General features: G+C 72.7%; 17 protein-coding genes, 2 tRNA genes and 1 pseudogene. 4 read left to right on the top strand and 16 right to left on the bottom strand.

Features of this window, described 5'->3' with window-relative positions; translation table 11 throughout:
* Positions 1–14: 14 nt before the first annotated feature.
* The 8 genes and pseudogenes from VFO26_RS06960 to VFO26_RS06925 all read right to left on the bottom strand — a co-directional run bounded on the left by VFO26_RS06960 (position 15) and on the right by VFO26_RS06925 (position 7,098).
* On the bottom strand, positions 15–299 hold the full coding sequence (locus tag VFO26_RS06960; protein WP_325114195.1) for a hypothetical protein: 285 nt from the start codon (positions 297–299) through the stop codon (positions 15–17).
* Entirely contained in the window at positions 296–3,499 is a 3,204-nt protein-coding gene (locus VFO26_RS06955; protein WP_325114194.1) for an adenylate/guanylate cyclase domain-containing protein, read from the bottom strand. Before VFO26_RS06955 ends, VFO26_RS06960 begins: the two co-directional genes overlap by 4 nt.
* A 212-nt stretch (positions 3,500–3,711) precedes the next feature.
* Positions 3,712–3,796: transfer RNA gene (locus VFO26_RS06950), tRNA-Ser, on the bottom strand.
* A gap of 21 nt (positions 3,797–3,817) precedes the next feature.
* A complete protein-coding gene (locus VFO26_RS06945; RefSeq protein WP_325114193.1) occupies positions 3,818–4,141 on the bottom strand; it encodes a hypothetical protein in 324 nt (107 codons plus the stop codon).
* A 130-nt stretch (positions 4,142–4,271) separates the two neighbouring features.
* A complete protein-coding gene (locus VFO26_RS06940) occupies positions 4,272–4,607 on the bottom strand; it encodes a hypothetical protein (RefSeq protein WP_325114192.1) in 336 nt (111 codons plus the stop codon).
* Positions 4,608–4,661: 54 nt separating this feature from the next.
* Positions 4,662–5,861 carry a serine--tRNA ligase gene (gene serS, locus VFO26_RS06935; RefSeq protein WP_325114191.1) on the bottom strand — a complete coding sequence of 400 codons (1,200 nt, stop codon included), beginning with the start codon at positions 5,859–5,861 and terminating at the stop codon, positions 4,662–4,664.
* Positions 5,858–6,706: pseudogene (locus VFO26_RS06930) on the bottom strand (Cof-type HAD-IIB family hydrolase); the annotation flags it as partial. The pseudogene VFO26_RS06930 and the gene serS, both read right to left, overlap by 4 nt.
* On the bottom strand, positions 6,685–7,098 hold the full coding sequence (locus VFO26_RS06925; protein ID WP_325114242.1) for a c-type cytochrome: 414 nt from the start codon (positions 7,096–7,098) through the stop codon (positions 6,685–6,687). The pseudogene VFO26_RS06930 and the gene VFO26_RS06925, both read right to left, overlap by 22 nt.
* 1,437 nt (positions 7,099–8,535) lie before the next feature.
* Between VFO26_RS06925 and VFO26_RS06920 the strand changes: the two genes are divergently transcribed.
* Both VFO26_RS06920 and nucS read left to right on the top strand, forming a co-directional pair.
* Positions 8,536–9,207 carry an MBL fold metallo-hydrolase gene (locus VFO26_RS06920; protein ID WP_325114190.1) on the top strand — a complete coding sequence of 224 codons (672 nt, stop codon included), beginning with the start codon at positions 8,536–8,538 and terminating at the stop codon, positions 9,205–9,207.
* A 299-nt stretch (positions 9,208–9,506) separates the two neighbouring features.
* On the top strand, positions 9,507–10,181 hold the full coding sequence (gene nucS / locus VFO26_RS06915) for an endonuclease NucS (protein ID WP_325114189.1): 675 nt from the start codon (positions 9,507–9,509) through the stop codon (positions 10,179–10,181).
* A gap of 17 nt (positions 10,182–10,198) precedes the next feature.
* Here nucS and VFO26_RS06910 read toward each other — a convergent pair whose 3' ends face one another.
* The 4 genes from VFO26_RS06910 to VFO26_RS06895 are packed head-to-tail and all read right to left on the bottom strand — an operon-like array spanning position 10,199 to position 13,713.
* Positions 10,199–11,266: a winged helix DNA-binding domain-containing protein gene (locus tag VFO26_RS06910; protein WP_325114188.1), complete on the bottom strand. Its 1,068-nt coding sequence runs from the start codon at positions 11,264–11,266 to the stop codon at positions 10,199–10,201.
* Positions 11,263–12,210 (bottom strand): zinc-dependent alcohol dehydrogenase, encoded by a 948-nt coding sequence (locus VFO26_RS06905; RefSeq protein ID WP_325114187.1) that lies wholly within the window; start codon positions 12,208–12,210, stop codon positions 11,263–11,265. Before VFO26_RS06905 ends, VFO26_RS06910 begins: the two co-directional genes overlap by 4 nt.
* Complete coding sequence (locus tag VFO26_RS06900) at positions 12,207–12,866, bottom strand: DUF3891 family protein (protein WP_325114186.1); 660 nt, start codon at positions 12,864–12,866, stop codon at positions 12,207–12,209. Before VFO26_RS06900 ends, VFO26_RS06905 begins: the two co-directional genes overlap by 4 nt.
* A gap of 1 nt (position 12,867) precedes the next feature.
* Positions 12,868–13,713: a zinc-dependent alcohol dehydrogenase gene (locus tag VFO26_RS06895; protein WP_325114185.1), complete on the bottom strand. Its 846-nt coding sequence runs from the start codon at positions 13,711–13,713 to the stop codon at positions 12,868–12,870.
* A 46-nt stretch (positions 13,714–13,759) separates the two neighbouring features.
* Here VFO26_RS06895 and VFO26_RS06890 point away from each other — a divergent pair, with 46 nt between their 5' ends.
* A complete protein-coding gene (locus tag VFO26_RS06890) occupies positions 13,760–14,032 on the top strand; it encodes a glutathione S-transferase N-terminal domain-containing protein (protein ID WP_325114184.1) in 273 nt (90 codons plus the stop codon).
* Between the two features lie 24 nt (positions 14,033–14,056).
* A tRNA-Ala gene (locus tag VFO26_RS06885) sits at positions 14,057–14,129 on the top strand.
* A gap of 187 nt (positions 14,130–14,316) precedes the next feature.
* Here the strand turns inward: VFO26_RS06885 and VFO26_RS06880 are convergent.
* The 4 genes from VFO26_RS06880 to VFO26_RS06865 form a co-directional block, all read right to left on the bottom strand.
* Positions 14,317–14,952: a response regulator transcription factor gene (locus VFO26_RS06880; protein WP_325114183.1), complete on the bottom strand. Its 636-nt coding sequence runs from the start codon at positions 14,950–14,952 to the stop codon at positions 14,317–14,319.
* Positions 14,949–16,028, bottom strand: coding sequence for a PspC domain-containing protein (locus VFO26_RS06875; RefSeq protein WP_325114182.1), 1,080 nt, complete (start codon positions 16,026–16,028; stop codon positions 14,949–14,951). The genes VFO26_RS06880 and VFO26_RS06875 overlap by 4 nt, the downstream gene beginning before the upstream one ends.
* 6 nt (positions 16,029–16,034) lie before the next feature.
* On the bottom strand, positions 16,035–16,940 hold the full coding sequence (locus tag VFO26_RS06870) for a PspC domain-containing protein (RefSeq protein ID WP_325114181.1): 906 nt from the start codon (positions 16,938–16,940) through the stop codon (positions 16,035–16,037).
* 119 nt (positions 16,941–17,059) lie between these two features.
* The coding region (locus VFO26_RS06865) for a DUF2182 domain-containing protein (protein WP_325114180.1) at positions 17,060–17,884 on the bottom strand (825 nt) is incomplete at its 5' end.

Genomic DNA, 17,884 nt, shown 5'->3' with positions numbered 1-17,884 from the left:
TCGGGTGTGTGCCGCTAGGGCTGTTTGGCGCCCGAAGGACCGCCTTCGGGCATCGGCACGAACGCCGCCGCCTCGGACGCTCCCTCCGGCATCGGCATGCGGGCGGCGTCCGAGCCGCCCTCGACACGCTGTACCGAGAAGGCGTGGAGGCGAGGGACGTTGGGGGCGACGTCGGCGCCCGCTGCGAGGTGCTCGGGCACGTCTCCCACGGCGTACTGCGAGAGATCCGTCTTGGGGATGAAGTAGTGGTTGCCGTCCTCCCCCTTCAGCAGCACACCTGGTGTCGGCTCTCCGGTCACCGGCGCCCTCCTCGTACTTGTGTGACATGCCCTTGCGGCCGTGTGCCCGTCGCGAGGGCGATTGCCTTCGCGCGCCCGGCCTCGTTTCCCTTGGCCAGGTATACCACGCTCGCCCGCTCGATGTCCGCGCGCTCCGCGGCCGCATCCGAGGCGCGTCCCAGGCCGCGCAGGACGTGCGCCCGGTCGAGCAGCGAGTCGGCGATCACGTTCGGCCACTCGGTCGAGCCCGCCAGACGGACGGCCTCGTCGACGAGCTCGGCCGGCTCCTCGGCGACGCCTTGCTCGACCAGAGCCCTGGCCAGCGCGCTGCGCCAGAGGACCTGTGACAGGACGTCGGCCTCGCCGGCCACGTCCCGGGCGGCGGCCGCGTAGGTCGCCGCCTCCCCGTGGCGCCCGAGGTCGACGAGGGCGTGGGCCAGCTGACCCCCGAGGGTGGACGAGAACGCGTGGCTCCCTGCTTCCAGCAACGCGTGGTAGGAGGGTCGCAGGGCCCGCTCCGCGCGCTCCGGATCGCCCGCGAGCAGCTCTGTGCGGCCGACGTTCTGGCCCCACGACGCCCACAGGACGATGCGCTGACCCTGTCGCTCGGCCGTCTCGCGCATCCTGTCGAGGGCTTTTCGCGCTCCGTCGATGTCGCCCGCCTGGGCAAGCAGATAGGCGTGCCCGGCCAGCACGAACGGCTCCGCTGCCGGGTCATCTCGCACGGTCTGCAGCATCCGCGCGGTGGCGTCGAGCGCCTCGGCCACCGGCGTGGGCCCCCACGCCAGGTTCATGGCGAGCATCCCCGGCAGGCGGCCGGCGAGCGGGTGCTGGAGGCGCTCGGCCACGACTCCGAGCCGTTCGATCGCCTCACGCGCCGCTCCCGACCGGCCGATCGTCATGCTCGTGAGGTAGGAGACCCAGCACGCTCGCAGGAGCGCCTCCACGTCGTCGCGCGCGGCAAACAGCTCGATTGCCGCGTGCGCCTGCCGGTGCAGTGCGTCGACGGACTCGGTCGTCGCGGCGAGCTGGAGCTCGATCTCGCCGCGGCACACGTCTGCAAGAGCCCGGGACACCTGGTCGACCCCCTGCGAGCCGTCGAGCTCGTCGAACACGCGGGCGGCCTCTGCGTTCCGGCCTGCGTCCATCAGCGCCCCGCCGTGGTCGACCACGATCCGGGCCCGTGCGGGGTGCCCGGGCGGAAGCAGGTCCGAGGCCCGTGCCAGCAGCCCGGACGCCGCGTCGATGTCGCCGCGGCGCGCGGCCCGGCGGCCGGCGTTCGCGAGGCGCTCGGCAGCACGGGTGCCGAGGGCCCGGGCCTCGTCGTCGACCGGGCCGAGCTCGGAGCGGTAGCGGTAGCTCTGCTCGAGGTGGTACCCGAGGATCTCTTCGTATTCGATCACCCGGCTCCCGAGCAGACGCTCGAGCCAGCCGGCGAACCGCTCGTGCAGCTCGCCGCGGAGCTTCTTCGCGGTCCCCTGGTAGGCGGCGTCCCTGACGAGGATGTGCTTGAAGCGGAAGGCCGCCTCTCCCGTGAAGCTTGCCTCGGCGGGGCGGATGAGCTCCTTGCCGACGAGTGCTTCGAGCCCGGCCGGCACCGACGGGCGCGAGCGGGGCGGCGAGAGCTCCACGACCGCGCCCCGATGGAAGACCTCGCCCTCGATTGCGCCGCGCTCGAGGGCGGCGCGGACGTCGGGCTCGAGTCGATCGAGGCGCGCTCCGAGGAGGGCGTGGAGGCTCGTCGGCAGGGCGAGGTCCTCGAGATCGCCTTCGAGCCTGCAGATGCCGTCCTGCAACCGCAGCACGCCCTCGTCCACGAGCATCGCGGTGAGCTCCTCGACGAAGAGCGGGTTGCCGCCCGACGCGCTCGCAAGCCGGGCGCGCACGTCGGCCTGCGCGGTACCGACGAGGCCCTCCAGGAGCGCGTCGACGTCGCGCTCGCCGAACGGCTCAAGCCGCACCGTGACCTGCCAGTCGGGACGGCTCTCCAGAAGCTCTGCCCTACCGAGGCAGAGGAGGAGAACCGGCGCGTCGCCGATCGCCGCCGGAAGGCCGACGAGCAGGTCCAGCAGCGCCGGCTCGGCCCACTGGACGTCGTCGACCAGCACGACCAGAGGTTGGGTCGCTGTGCCCGCGACGAGGAAGTCGCGGATCGCGGCTGCCGTCTCCGGCGCCGTTCCCGAGCCGTCTGCGAGCCCGAGCAGCTGCGCGACCCTCGTCGCGACGAGCCCTCCGTTTTCTAATTCGACAACGTGCTCCTCGAGCAGCGCCCTGGCATCCGCAGGCTCGTGCTCGTCCTTGATCCGGGCCAGCTCGCGCACGATCTGGCCGACGGCCCAGTAGGTGATGTCGTCCCCGTAGGAGAGACAGGTGCCGCGGACGACCCGCGCCCGTGTGCCGACCCGCGCGACGAGCTCCGCGGCCAGCCGAGACTTGCCGACCCCCGGCTCGCCGACGACGGTCGTCAGCCGGCACTCCGGTGTGGCGACGACCGCCTCGAACTCGCGCTCGAGCGCGTCGAGCTGCGCCTTGCGGCCCGTGAAGGGCGTCCCGACGCGCCGCGCCACCGGCCCGAAGCCGCCGACCTCGATCAGGCGGTACGCCGCCACGGGCTCCGACTTCCCCTTCGGCCGCAGCGGCTCCACGGCGTCGGCCCGTACCGCGTTACGGACGAGACGGAACGTCGCCTCGCCGAGCAGCACGTCGCCCGGGCCGGCCGCCTGCTCCAGCCGCGCGGCGACGTTCACCGGATCGCCCGTGACGAACGTCTCCCGACTGGAGGCGTCACCCGCGACGACCTCGCCCGTGTTGACGCCGATCCGGAGCGAGATCCGTGTCCCGAAGCGTCGCTCCAGCTCCTCGTTGAGCGACGACAACCGGGCCTGCATCTCGAGCGCCGCCCGGCAGGCACGCAGAGCATCGTCCTCATGTGCCTCGGGCACCCCGAAGACGGCCAGCACCGCGTCACCGACGAACTTCTCCACCGTGCCCCCGTGCCGCTCGAGCGCGCTCCGCATCTCGTGGAAGTACGAGAGCATCAGGCTGCGGACGGTCTCTGCGTCGACGCGCTCGCCCATCGCCGTCGACCCGGAGAGGTCGCAGAAGACGAGGGTCGCCAGCTTGCGCCGCTCCGGGGCGGCGGCCGTCAGCGCCGCGCCGCAATGCCCGCAGTGGAGGAAGCCCTCAGGGCTCTCGCGTCCGCAGCTCGGGCAGATCGGCACAGGGGGAGACTACGGCCGGTGGGACCTCGTCGACACGGCCGCGGAGGATCGGCGTGACGAGCGTTGCGCCGACGGATCGGGTCCCCTCGTTCGTCGTGTCCCCCAGTGAGGCAAACGGCTTGCGCTGCTCGATCGTGGCCGCCGTGGCGGCGACGTCGACCGCGAGGTCCGCTGCGGGCGGCTGTCGGGTGTGTTGGGTGAGCTCGTGGGAGCGGCGGGGGAGGGATTCGAACCCTCGAGAGCTTGCGCTCTAACGGTTTTCAAGACCGCCCCGTTCGACCGCTCCGGAACCCCGCCGGAGCGCGTCAGTGTACGGAGCTACGCGGCTGCGGCGTGCTCGGACGCCGGCGCGGGCGTGGGAGTGACGCCGCCTGTGGCGAGCCGGTCGGCGTCCTGGATCGCCGTGAGGAGCTTGACCTTGGCGAGGGCGGTCGGCAGGTCGATTGCCACGAGCCGCCGGGCGAACCGCTCCGCGGTCTCGCGCTCGAAGACGACCTTGCCGTTCCTCGCACGCATGGCTCCGCGAAGCATGTCGCGCACCTCGATCCGACCCTCGAAGTTCGGCGTCAGCTCGACGGCCTCCCTGAGAGCCGTCAGCTCCGCCCGTGACCAGGCGATCCGTATCTCCCCTTCGTGGCGCATGCGCACCCGCAGTCTACCCCGTCGGGGTGATGCGACAACCCTCGCTCGGGGGATCGCCTCACCTGGCCCCGCGACGGCCGCGGGCGAGTTGACAGAACGGGCAGCACCGCGCCGACGACCCGGCGGGCGGCTACGCCGCGGCCTGTGCGGCGCCGGCGCCGAGGGCCGGCTGCGTGCGACGAGGCGGGACGGCGACCCGGCGGCGCGGCTTGCCGCGGACTGCGCGGAGCAGCTTCGCCCGTGCTGTGGCCGTCGCAAGGTCGACCGGGACGAGCCGGTTGCCGAGGCGCTCGGCGATCTCCGGGGCGAACTCGACCTCGCCGATGCGCGGCGCGCGGACGGCCGTCCGGAGGATGTCGCGCACGTCCTGGCGCCCCTCGAAGTTCGGGGTCACCTCGATCGCTTCTCGGAGCGCAAGAAGCTCTGCCCGCGTCCACAGGACGCGCACTGCCCCCTCAGGCCGCATGTCCCCTTTATCGGCGGTCCGCGACGAGCGCCGTCCCGGGGGATCGGCTGGGCTTCAGCTAGCCACTCGGTCAGGTGCGCCGAAGGGCTGGAGAACGTCCGGGATGTCACCCTGGAAGTTCTCCAGGATCGCAAGCGCCATCCGGTCGACGACGGCCGTGCCGTTGAGCATGTGCACGAGCTCCGGCCCGTGCTCGCCACGGAAGCGGATCATGAGACGGCGCGCCTGGAAGTCGGTCGTGTTCGAGATCGACGCCGTCTCCCGGTACCGCTCCTGGCTGGGGAACCAGATCTCGACGTCGTAGGTCTTCGCCGACGCGCTCGACATGTCGCCCGCGGGGAGGACGACGACGCGGTACGGCAGGCCGAGCGCGCTGACGAGCTCCTCCGTGTTCGAGAGCAGGAGCTCGAGCTCGTCCCACGAGCTCTCCGGCCGGGTGAGCGAGAACTGCTCGACCTTGTTGAACTGGTGCACGCGGATCATCCCCCTCGTGTCCCGTCCCGCAGCCCCCGCCTCGCGGCGGAAGCACGGCGAGAAGGCCACGTACCGGAGCGGCAGCTCGCCCGCCGGGACGATCTCCCCCGCGTGCAGGCTCGCGAGCGGTATCTCGGCCGTCCCGGCGAGGTAGAGCTCGTCGGCGGGGAGCTCGTAGACGTTTGCCTCGTCCGAGGGGAAGGCTCCCGTGCCGACCAGGGCGCTCTCCCGCACGAGCACGGGCGGGAGGACAGTGAGGAAGCCCTTCGTCGCGAGCCGGTCGAGTGCGAACCGGTACAGCGCGAGCGCGAGCCGGGCCGTGTCGCCGACCCAGTAACCGAAGCGCGCTCCCGACATGCGCGCCGCACGCTCCATGTCGAACCGGCCCACCTCGAAGTGCTCGCGCGGCTCTTCGAGAGACACGGGTTCGCCGACACGCCGCACCTCGCGGACGTCGTCCTCCGTCGAACCGTTCGGGACGTTCTCGTGCGGAGGGTTCGGCACACGCAGCGCGAGGGCATCGCGCTCGGCCTCGGCCGCCGCCAGCCCGCTCTCTGCCTCCTTCAGCTCGGCCTTCACGACCTGGAGCTCCTCGAGCTGCTCCGCGTCGGGCTTGCCCTTCAGCTTCGTCCGAGCGCGGAGCTCGTCGACCCGTGGGACGAGCGACCGCCAGCGCTCGTCCGCGGCGAGCAGCCGGTCGAAGTCCTCGGCCGCCCCCTTGCGTGCAAGCGCTGCTCGCACGGCGTCGGGGTCGGTGCGCGCTGCCCTGAGGTCGATCACGCCGCCGAGTCTAGAACCGACTCGATCACGGCCGCGACGCCCTCGTCGTCGGGCCCGGGGCAGGTGCCGTCGGCGATCGCCTGGAGGCGCGGATGCGCTCCCTCGACCGCGATCCCGGCGCCCGCGACCTCGAGGAGCTCGACGTCGTTCTCGCCGTCGCCGAAGGCGACCACCCGGTCGAGGGCGAGCCCGAGCTGGGTGGCGACGAACGAGAGGCCGGATCCCTTCGTGACGCCGGGGTTCCCGAGCTCGAGCATGTACGGGAGGGACGTGGTGACGAACATGCGCCCGTCGAACCTTCGCTCGAGCCCGGGGCGGATCTCGGCGAGCACGTGAGGCTCGGCGACGGCCACGAGCTTGGTCGGCGCCCGCACGAGCCATGCGAGGAGATCCCCGACCTCGGTCACGGGAAGCCGCTGGAAGGCCGAGTACCTGCGCGAGTACTCCGTCTCCTCGGCGACGTAGAGCCGGTCGTCGACGTAGACGTTCGGCGAGAGGCCGACTTCCTCGAGCGCGGCGATCGCCTCCCGGGCGACCTCGAGCTCGAGCGGCTCGTGGAGGAGGAAGTCCCCCGAGCCCGGGTCGACCACCGCGGCGCCCTGGTAGCAGACGACCGGCTCATCGAGGCCCGCCTCGGCCAGGTACGGCCTCACCGACCGGAACATCCGGCCCGTCACGACGAGGACGCGGATCCCGGACTCGCGGGCGCGTGCGATCGCGGCGCGCGTGCGGGGGCGGAGAACCGTGTCTCGGCCGATCAGCGTGCCGTCGAGATCGCAGGCGAAGGCCTCGACCGGGCCGCTGAACCGGTCGGGCAGGAGGCTCAGCTGCCGGCCGACGAGGAGACGAACTCCGCGACGTCTGCGATCTGCTGGGGCTCGAGCTGACCCTCGAACGAGGGCATTCCGCCGCGACCGAGCGTGATGCGCTCCACGGCCAGCTCGTACGACGGCTGTGCGTCGTCCAGGTTCGGGCCGACCGTGCCGCTCGTACCCGCGGCACTGAGGGTGTGGCACGCGCCGCACCCGGCGCTCGCGAACACGGGCTCGCCGGCGCTCGCATCGCCGGTCAGGTCGAGGGCGGGGAGGTCCTCGTTGCCTTCTCCCGTCGTCGTCTCCTCGGGGACCTCTCCCTCGATGGTCTCCGGCGTCGCGGAGACCTCGTCGCCTCCGCATCCGGCGCCCACGAGGGCCAGCGCCGCCAGGAGAAGTGCGAGAACGGTGAGCGGGCGGCGCATCGCGCGCAGTCTAACCAGGTCGCTCGGCGCCTTGCGAGCCGACGGGTCCTCGAAACGGCGGACGACGAACGCCGCGACCGCGCCCATCCCGAGGACGTCTCCCGGCGTGTCGTTGACGACGAGGGAGACGAGCAATGCGACCAGCACCGCATCCGTGAGGGGCAGCCGCGGGCGTCGCGTCGCTACGAAGATCAGCACCGCGAGGGAGGCGAGCGCGGCGAACGCCGGGCCGATCGCTCCGAAGGTCCTCCGCGCCGAGAGCTCGAGCCGGTCGGCGATGTCGCCGAGCACCGCCCCGGGTCCGTCACCGACCGCCTGGGTGACGTGGCTCGAGCCGCCGAAGGCCGCATCGAGCCCGACGAGGACGGCGCCCCCCATGATGACCGCAGCCGCAATCGCCGCCGTGCGCCTGCTCCGGAGCGGCAGGCCGCGCGTTCGGACGAGAAGCGTCCCGTAGGCGGCCAGGAGCACGAGCAAACCCCCGCCGTCGGCGCCGAACCGGCTGCCTCCTACGGCGACGAGCGCCAGCGCCGCTACAGCGAGGCCGAGGCGCCCCAGGAGCGCGACCCCGAGGAGAGCGGGGACGAGGAGCATCGTCTCGAGCAGGTTCGAGACACCGTAGAAGCGGCCCGCCTGCGAGGGCCCGAACGGCGAGAGGGCGACCGCCTCCGGGTCGAGCCCGAGGGCCAGCAGGTACGCCGCGAGCACGGCGCCGCAGGCCGCGCCGAGCGGGAGCAGCGCGGCCGCGAGCCCCACGACCGCGACCACCCACCAGCCCGCGAGCCAGAGGTTGGCGGCGAGCCCGAGCAGGATCACACGCGGCGCGAGCCGCGGCACCAGCAGCGCGGCGATGTACGCGATTCCCCCGACCAGGAGCGTCAGCGGCAGGCGGATGCGGTCGTTCCGCGCGATCCGCGCCTCGAGGCGCCGGAGCACCCCGACCGGGTCGTCCACCGCGACGACCTCGAGCCGGCCGTGCGCGACGTCGGCCAGGGAGACGAGCCCGTCGATCCGCGTGGCGCTGGACGTAAGGACGCCCCGTGGCCCCGGCGTGACCGCGATCGGGAAGCGGTCATTCTCGCTATCACCCTCGGGCGGGAGGACGACGAGCGTGTCGGGCGGCGGTCCGACACCGAGCTCGATCAGCGGCGTCCCCGCCGGCGCGCCGCCGAGGAGCGAGCTCTCGACCTCGCCCGTGAGCAGCGTGTTCAGCGCGCTCTCCCGGCTCACCGTCGGGCCTGCGCCGGGGACCGCGAGGCCGATCGCCCCGCTGTCGGCGTATCGGTCGAGCGGGAACGGCTCGACGACACGAACCGCGGCCACAGCGGGCGTGACCAGCGCGAGCGCCACGAGAACCGCCGCTCCGATCCCGCGCGTGGTCACGGCCGGAGTCTCGCCCACGCGCTGCCGGCGCGTCGGGTCACGTAGCCTGTGCGCGTGATCGTCGAGCGCTCGATGGACTCCCGCTGGCTCTCGAACGCCTTCGTCGTCGGGGACGAGCCCGGCGGAATGGCGGTGTTCGTGGACAGCGGCGCGCCGCTCGAGCCGCTGCTCGAAATGCTCGAGCGCGAGCGACTGACTCCGACCCATGTCCTGCGCACGCATGGGCACCCGGATCACGTCGAGCACGAGGACGAGCTCACGGAGCGCTTCGGGATCCCGGTGATGACCGGCCCGGTGGAGACGGGTGGGCTCCGCGTGGAGGCGATCCCGACCCCGGGGCACTCCGACGACGGGGTGGCGTTCGTCGTCAACGGCGAGATCTGCTTCTCGGGGGACACGCTCTTCCGCGACGCGGTCGGAGGCGGGCCGGCCGAGATCGTCCGCGCCTCGGTGATGGAGGAGCTGATGACGCTCGACCATGGGCTTCGCGTCCTGCCGGGTCACACGGTCGAGACGACGATCGGCCGGGAGTGGGAGCGCAACCCGTTCGTCCGCTACTGGCGGGGCCTCGAGCAGGAGGTGGGCACACCCTGTCGCGTCGGCGGCGTGGAGGGCACGGTGCTCGTGGAGTCGCCCGACTACGACGGAAAGGGCAAGCTGCTCGTCCGCCTCGACGGCGGGGAAGAGCGGATCGTCGGCGCGTCGCGCGTCGAGCTCGGGCACTGATCCGGACGAGTCCGGGAGCGGCCGGATCACGCGCCCCCGCGGCCTGCGCGGGTCACGGCGTTTCGCGCCGGCCGGGGGCAGCAGGGCGCGCGGCCTTGGGCGGAGCGTGCCAGGCACGTAGCCACGTCCGCTCCGGACGTGGCTCGGGAGGCGAGGCGGGAGCCGTCTCCCGTGTCCGGCCGGGACAGGTTTCGTCGTCCCTTGGGGACACGTGGCGACGCCGCGCGAGGCGCACCGCGTGCCAGGCACGTAGACACGTCCGTACCGGCCATGTCCGCGCCGGTCGGTACCGTCGAGCCGTGCGTCTCGTCGTCGCCCGCTGCGAGGTCACGTACACCGGCCGCCTGAGCGCGTACCTGCCGGAGGCGGTCCGCCTGCTCGTGTTCAAGGCGGACGGGTCGGTGCTCGTCCATGCCGACAGCGGGGGCTACAAGCCGCTCAACTGGATGACGCCTCCGACGGTGATCGAGGACGGCGACGGCGTGATCGTCGTCCGCAAGCGCGCGGGGCGCAGCGAGGACCGGCTCGAGATCAGGATCGGCGAGCTCCTCGCCGAGGTCGAGCACGAGCTCGGCGAGGATTCGGGGCTCGAGAAGGACGGCGTCGAGCGGCATCTCCAGGAGGCGCTCGCCGAGCAGCCCGACGCGCTCGAGGACGGGCTGCGCCTGGTGCGACGAGAATGGCCCACCGAGATCGGCCCGGTCGACCTGATGTGCCGCGACGCCGACGACGGCTGGGTCGCCGTCGAGATCAAGCGGGTCGCCACGATCGAGGCGGTCGAGCAGCTCTCGCGCTACCTCGAGGTCCTGCGGCGCGACCCCACCCTCGAAGCCTGCCGGGGCGTCCTCGCGGCGGCGAGCGTCAAGCCACAGGCCCGGACGCTCTGCGAGGCGCGCGGGCTCGGGTGCGCCGAGGTCGACCTCGGGCTCCTCAGAGGAGCACGAGAGCCGGAGCTGACGCTGTTCGAAGCCTGACCGGCATGGCGCCTCCTCTAGCGAACGGCGTACGATGTGGCGTCGGGCTCGTGGAAGCGGACGAGCCGCCCGCCCTCGTCGCGCAGCTCGTCACGGGCACCACGCGGCAGCCGCTCGAACGGCTCGAGCCGCAGCGTCGCCTTGCGAGCCGTCCGCTCGACCCGCCACGAGCCTGCGACGGTGCCGTCGATCAGGAACGTCGCGACGGACTGCGGCCTCTTCGTCGAGAAGACGAGTGGCCGGAACCGCTCCGGAAGGAGCTGCGTCCGGCGGCAGTGCACCAGCAGAGCCGCGTCCCAGGTGCCGAGAAAGCGAACGGGCGCCCGCGTGTCCTCTGGCGGAAGCGGCGCGCGCGGGAGGTCGAGGAGCGGCTTGCCGTCCTCGTCGTTGAGCGTACGCAGCCGGAGCCGCCCGGCGATCGGCTCGAGCTTCGCTCTGGTGACGCCCGCCCAGCTCGCGGCGTCGGCCAGCGTGGACGGGCCGAACGCGGCGAGGTATCGCCGGAGGAGGTGCTCGAGCCCGTCGTCCTCGGTCACGGCCTCGGGCGCGACCCACTCGGCCGCGAGGCGGAAGAGGTCGGCGCGGCGGCGTTCCCACGTTCCCGACGGCGGCACGCGGACGAGCGGGACGAACGTGCCCGACCAGACGGTCGAGCTCTTCTCCGGGAGGAGCGCGTCGAGCTCCTTTCGGTGCCAGGTTCGTCCCGCGAGCGTCCGCTCGAGCCTCGTCGCCGCGAAGTCGACGTTGGCGGCGGGCTCGTGCTTGCCCCACGTCTGGAGCCACCACTCTCTCCGAGACGGGCCGATCCCGGCGGCGAAGCACCAGTAGTCGCGCGCTGAGACGACGTGGATGGTGGAGCGCATCAGCGTTCCCTGGACGGCGCGCCGCCGCTCGAGCGCCCGGGTCAGGTCGCCGAGCCGGAAGCCTTCGAGCATCGACCAGAGACGGATGTAGGGCGAAGGTGCGTACTGGGCCTGTAGCCCGCCGACCTGCTGGAGGGCCTTGCCGATGCGCATCGGCGAGCGCACGAGCAGGAGCTGGCGCGCGAGGAGTGCGCGGTTGAGCCTGCGCGCCGAAAGGGTCACGGCCGGACCGCTGCCTTGAGGTAGTCGCGCGGTGGGTCGTCCAGCAGGCCGGCAACGCCCTCGAGCCCGACCTGGTGCGTGACCAGTCGCTCGAAGGGGAACGCGCCGCTCGCCAGGAAGGCGAGCGCAGCGCGGAAATGCCGGGGTGTGTGGTGGAACGCGCCGAGGAGCCGAACCTCCTCGTAGTGGATCCGGTAGGGGTCCAGCTGGACGCGCGCATCCCGGGGCAGGCCGCCGAACGCGAGTACCGTGCCGCCCGGCCGGACGAGCCGGAGGGCGCGTTCCCATGCCTCCACCGTGCCCGCGGCCTCGATCACGACGTCGGCCCCCTCGGGCTCGGCGGGCACGGCCCCGAACGAGGTCGCGAGCGCACGCCGCTCGGGGCGCGACCCGACTCCGACCGGACGTCCGCCCGCGTCCGCGACGCACGCGCAGAGCATCAGGCCGATTGGGCCGAGCCCGACGACCGCGACGGTGTCCCCTCGCTCGACGCCCGCGACCTCGATGCCGTGCAGGCAGCAAGCCAGCGGCTCGGCCATGGCGGCGACGTCCGGGGCGAGGCCGGGCGGGACGGGGAGCAGGTTGCGGCGTGCGATCCGCTCGGGAACGAGCAGGAGCTCCGCGTAGGCGCCGTTCAGGAGCGGGAGCAGGCTCTCGCAGAGCGTCTCCTGCCCCCGCGTGCAGGCGGGACAGGCGCCGCAGGGCGCCGAGTTCGCGACCACGACGCGCCGCCCCGAGGCCAGGTCGATACCGCAGGCTTCGTGGCCGAACGGGCTCGGAAGCGGGCCGAGGAGGACCGGGTGACCGCGGCGGTAGGCCTTCAGGTCGGTGCCGTCGGTGAGCGCGACCTCGACCTGGAGTAGGACGTCGCCCACGCCGGCCACCGGCTCGGGCACCTCCTCGAGCCGGAGATCGCCCGGCCCGTGCAGGATCAACGCCCTCATCCCGGAGCCAGTGTGAACGGCGTGACGACCGGCTCGAGCCTGCCGGGATAGCCCTCCGCCGCGTAGCCGAGCACGATGCCCGTCACCGTCCCTGGCCCCAGCGGCCACGGGTCGAGAGCGACGTTGCCCTCGCCGTCGACCTCGTACGCCAGCGCGACTGAGCCGCCGTCGTGGCCGGACACCTGAACGACGCCCGCCGTGGGCTGCTCGAGGCAGAAGTCGAACGCGACCCGGTCGCAGAGATCGGTGATCCGATCGGCGGCGGCCGCGTCCTCCTCCGCCACGCCGGCGTCCGCGCGCATCTCGACCAGCGCCGCGTCCATGTCGGCGAGCGCCGTGCGTGCTGCGTCGCTGCTTCGGTGCGAGACGAGCCGGCGGACGTGCATCGCGACGACGAGGTCGACCACCGCGTCGTCGCCGACGGGGATGAACCCGCGACTTTGGATGGCGAGCCATCGATCGTCGGAAACCGCACCGATCTCGTCGTCGTCGTGCTCGCCGTAGCCGCGGTCGTGCAACGCGACCCCTGCGACGAAGCTCTCGCGCGGCAGCGGAACCGGCGCGAGCCCGTCGTCCCAAGCGAGCGCGATCGCCGCGGCGAGCCTGGCGTGCTCGAGCTGGGGGAACACGACGGGCCGGCGGCGGGAGCGGAACACGTCAGGGGGTGAAGACGACCTTGAGGGCGTCCCGTCTGCGGTGGAGCTCGAGCCCTTCGGCGAAGCGCTCGAGCGGCAGGACCACGGGCTCCGGGACCTCGAGCTCGTGGAGGAGCGCGACCGCCTCCGGCATGTAGGGCGGTGCCGCCGAGCGCGTCCCCACGACGGTCAGCTCGCGCCGGTACACGTCCGCAGCGGAGATCTCGCCCGCATCGGCGAACACGAGGACGGTGCCTCCGGGCTCGACCGCCGAGAGCCCCGTGTCGACGCCGCCCCGACCGCAAAGCACCGCCGCCTGCACGGGCCCGTCCGGCGGCGGCCCGGCTCGTCGAGGGTCGACGTCGACCGCGAACACGTCGTTCCCGCGACGCGCGAGCACCGCGCCGAACAGCCGGCCGATGAACCCGTTGCCGACGATCAGCACACGGCCGCGCGGGAGCCGCGTTGCGCCGCGCAGCACGCAGGCGAGCGGCTCTGCCATCGTCCCACGCCAGTCGGGCCAGTCCTCCGGGAGATCGACCCATCCCTGCGCGTGGACGCGCTCGGCGAAGCCGCCCGGCCTGATCGTGGGTGCGGAGAAGCGCTCGCAGATCGACTCGTGCCCCGCCAGGCAGCGCTCGCACGCCCCACACGACGCGTGGTGGACGAGCGCGACGCGGCGCCCGTCGTCGAGCTCGGCGACGACCTCGTGCCCGAGGACGAGCCCTGAATGCGTCCGATCGAGCTTCTCCACGTCGGAGCCACAGAGGCCGCACGCCACGACACGCACGAGCTGTCCCGGCCCGTCCGGCTCGGGGACATCGTCGAGCGCAGGCTCTCCCTCCGGCCCGACGACGACGGCGCGCACCGGCCTATCCTAGGGTCGGCATCGACCGCGAGAGAGGAGGCCAGTCGTGGCGGTCAAGCTGCACCGCTGCCCGGCGACGTGGGCGAAGATGTCGAGGCACCCGTGCTGGCGCGTCCAGCAGGCCCTCGACGAGATGGGCGTCGAGTACGAGATCGTCAAGGCGCCGTGGCCGCTGCGGAGCCGGAGGACCGCCGTGATCGAGGGAACGGGTCAGCGCGCCGTGCCTGCGATCGAGCTCGAGGACGGCACCTGGTACCGCGAGGATTCGGCCGAGATGGCCCGCGCGATCCGCGCCGGGCGCCTGGGCTCGTCCGCCTGAGCGACGCTACACTTTTCCCCTCGCGGGGCTATAGCTCAGTTGGGAGAGCGCCTGGATCGCACCCAGGAGGTCGGCGGTTCGAGTCCGCCTAGCTCCACTGGCTCGCAGATCGAGAATCCGCTCCCGCGGATCCTCGGTCGCGCAGATCCCTGAAGGCGTCGCCTTCGGCGCCGCGAGTCCGTGCCAGTCGAAGAGTCGTTGATGGATAGCCGAGGGGTGCAAGAGCGTCCGATCAGGCCACCGCCTCGACGCGCTGGCTGACCGCACGTCGCGCCCGGCGGTGACTAGACCAGCCGATGTTGCGTCGCCCACCGCGCGAGCTCGTGTCTCGTCGAGAGCTGGAGCTTGCGCAGGACGTTCGAGACGTGGCTCTCGACAGTCTTCACCGACAGGTGCAGGCGCGCGGCGATCTCCTTGTACATGTAGCCGCGTGCGATCAGCTGCAGCACCTCCCGCTCGCGCGGCGTGAGCTCGTCGAGCTCCGTGTCGCCTCCGACCTCCTCGCCGGCGCGGAAGGCGTCGAGGACGAAGCCGGCCAGACGAGGTGAGAAGACGGCGTCGCCCGTCGCGACGCGCTCGATCGCCGCGGTCAGCTCGGCACCGGAGATCGTCTTCGTCACGTAGCCGCGGGCGCCGGCCCTGATCACGGCGATGACGTCCTCGGCCGCGTCCGACACCGACAGCGCCAGGAACCGCACCCCCGGCCGTTCCGTCGCGACGGCGTGGATGATCGCGTCCCCACTCCCATCGGGCAGGTGGACGTCGAGCAGGACGACCTCCGGGTCGAGCTCCCTGATCAGCGGGACCGCCTCGGCCACGCTCCCCGCCTGGCCGACGACCTCGACCGCCTCGCCGAGCTCTGCGCGAACACCGGCCAGGAACAGGTCATGGTCGTCGACCAGCACGACGCGGCGCTTCACGACGTCCTCCGGGGCAGGTGCAGCTCGACCTCGGTGCCGCCGCCGGGGCTCGTCACGATCGCGGCGCTGCCGCCCGCGCGCTCCATCCTTCCCTCGATCGACTCCACCAGGCCTCGGCGGTCGTCCGGGACGGCGGCGCGGTCGAAGCCCTCGCCGCGGTCGCGGACGAAGACGCTGACCTCGTCGTCGGCGACCTCGGCGTAGACGTCGACCTCCTCCACGCCTGCGAACTTGGCCGCGTTCGTCATCGCCTCGCGCGCCGCGAGCACGAGCGCGCCCACCGAGGGATCGACCGGGCAGTCGCCTGCGCTCGCCAGCTCGACCCGAACGCCGTGGAGCTCTTCGACGTCGCCCGCCGCCGCCGAGAGCGCCGCCGTCAAGGAGGCGCTGTCGTCGCCGAGCGGCCGGTCGCCGTACAGCCAGCCGCGCAGCTCCCGCTCCTGCCTGCGTGCCAGCGACGCGACGCGCCGCGGCTCGTCCGCGTGCCGCTGGATCAGCGCCAGCGTCTGCAGCACGGAGTCGTGCACGCGGGCTGCCATGTCCGAGCGCTCCTCGGTGCGGATGCGGGCGGTGCGCTCGGTGTCGCGCTCCAGTGCGAGCCGCCAGACCCAGGGGCCGCCGATCAGAAGCAGCGCACCGGCGACGGCGCCGGGCGCGAGCAGCGGCGAGGACGCGCGCCCGCTCGAGAACAGGACGACGGCGCCGAGCGCCGCGAGCCCGAGCCCGCCGTAGGAGAGTGGGGCGTCGGGGCGGAAGCTGCCGCCCTGACGCCACGCGAGGGCAAGGCCGCCCGCGATCAGCGCTATCCCGACGACGGAACGGTTCGAGAGGCCGAGAGCCCCGAGCAGCGCGCAGCCCGCGACGAACGCGAGAAGACCGGCCACCCAGGCGCGCTTCCCCTCCGCCCACGCCCAGAGACCGAGGTAGAGGAGGATCCCGGCACCACCGGCCAGCGCCAGCAGCGCGAAGATGAGCCGGACGAGCGTCGCGTCGACCCCGAGGGTCTGCGCGATACCCGCGCAGACCCCCGCGATCACCCGCTGGTCCGAGCTCGGCGCGAACGTGCGGAGCTGCATGCGGCGTCATCGTACGGCGCGCTCGACCCGCACCGACCCTGCGCCGACGTGCGCGACGAGCACGAGCACCCGCTTCCCCGGCTCGGTCAGCTCGATGTCGGCGTTCCACCCGTCGTCGTCGTTGCCGAGGAGCTCGACCCGCCCGGCCCGTGCTTCTCCGTAGCCGCGGAGGGCGGCGTTCGCAGGAAGGATCACCTGCAGGTCGCCGACGTCGACGCTCGTCTCGACGCGCGTCTCGCCGACGGGAAGCCGCAGCTTGCTCAGATCGAGCTCGAGCGAGCCGATCCCGAGCCGGTAGTCGTCGTGCAGCTCCTGCGCACTCGTGACGACGTAGCGGCGGTCGCCGATTCCGCGGCCGACGTGCACGTCGAAGACGGCCATGAAGATCGCGGCGGCCACGATCAGGAGCGCGATCAGCGACGCGACGACAAGGGCGAGCCTGCGCAGCCCGCGCCGCACACGGCGCGAGTCCTCGGCCGCCAGCTCCTTCGCGTCCATCGTCGGATCCGCCGCGGGATGCCGCGTGATCCAGAGGATCAGTGCACCCGCGATCAGGAACAGCCACCACGAGTCGCCGTCGGGCCACAGCGTGGCGCGGGACAGCAGGATGGCAGCCGCGACGGCGAGGAGGCCGAGCCCGATCAGCGGCCACGGGCGGTCACGCCGGTTGCGGAGCGCCGCCGTGGCGATCGAGTCCTCCTTGCCCTCGTCGGGGATGACGAGTGCCGCGGCGGCGTAGATCAGGATCCCCGCCCCGCCCAGGAGGGTGAGGACGACGAAGCCGACGCGGAAGACTGCGGGGTGGATCTCGAAGTAGCGAGCCAGGCCCCCGCTGACGCCGGCAAGCATGCGATCCGAGCGGCTGCGCTCCAGCCGCCGGATCTCTGGGATATGTGTGGTGTGTTCGGTCATGGCTCCAGGATCGCTCCGCGCACCGCGCGAGGCCATCCGGAATGACCCTGACTCGACCCTGATCCCACCCCGGCCCGGTGTCGGACTTCGAGTCGCCGGCCCGTCGACGAACGGAGCCCTCAGGGGCTCATCTGATCCATGCCGGGCATCGAGCCGTTCCCCGGGATGGTGAGCGCAGGAATCGCGTCCGGAGCGACGAGCACGAGCACGCCGAGCGCGACCAGCACTCCGGCCGTGGCGTAGGTCGCCACCCGCCGCGCGGGCACGAGCTTCTCGACCGCGATCAAACCTGCGACGAATGCCATCCAGACGATGCTCATGACCCCGAGCGCGAACAGCGAGGCCATCAGCGCCCAGCAGCAGCCGACGCACCAGGCGCCGTGCCGCGCTCCCATCTGGAGCGCCCCCGACGGTCCGTCGCGCCAGGCGCCGAGAAGAAACCCGAGCGGAGTCCGGCACTTCCCGAGGCAGACATCCTTGAGCGGGGTCAGTTCGTAGACAGCAGCAATCACGAGCGTCGCTCCGGCGACCCAGCGTCCCGCGCGGTCCCAGGCGAGGGGGTCGCCGACGAGCCGGCCGCCCGCCGCCGCGAGCGCGAACACGGCCAGTCCCACGGCCCCCCACACGAGGAGGTACCCGGAGGTGAAGGCGAGCGGCGCAGCCGGGGACCCCGACCTCGTGAGCTTCGCGTACAGCGCGACCGTCGGCGCGACGGAGGGGAACATCATCGCGGCCATCATCACGACCCATACCCCGAGGAACCAGGCGAGCCTCCCCAGCTCGGTCCATGGTCCGTTGTCCATGTCCTGCATCTGGCCTGCCGTCCACCACCAGCCCAGGCCGGCGAGCGCGAGGAGGAGCCCGACGAGACCGAGTCGGGCGCGCGCAGCTGCGAACGCGGGGTAGAGGCCCGAGCTCGCGGGCGCGTGATCCTGTGCCGAGGC

The organism is Gaiella sp. (assembly GCF_035710885.1).
Lineage (GTDB): Bacteria > Actinomycetota > Thermoleophilia > Gaiellales > Gaiellaceae > Gaiella.
The sequence above is the reverse complement of the archived record's forward strand: the minus strand, read 5'-3'. Positions and strand labels throughout refer to the sequence as shown.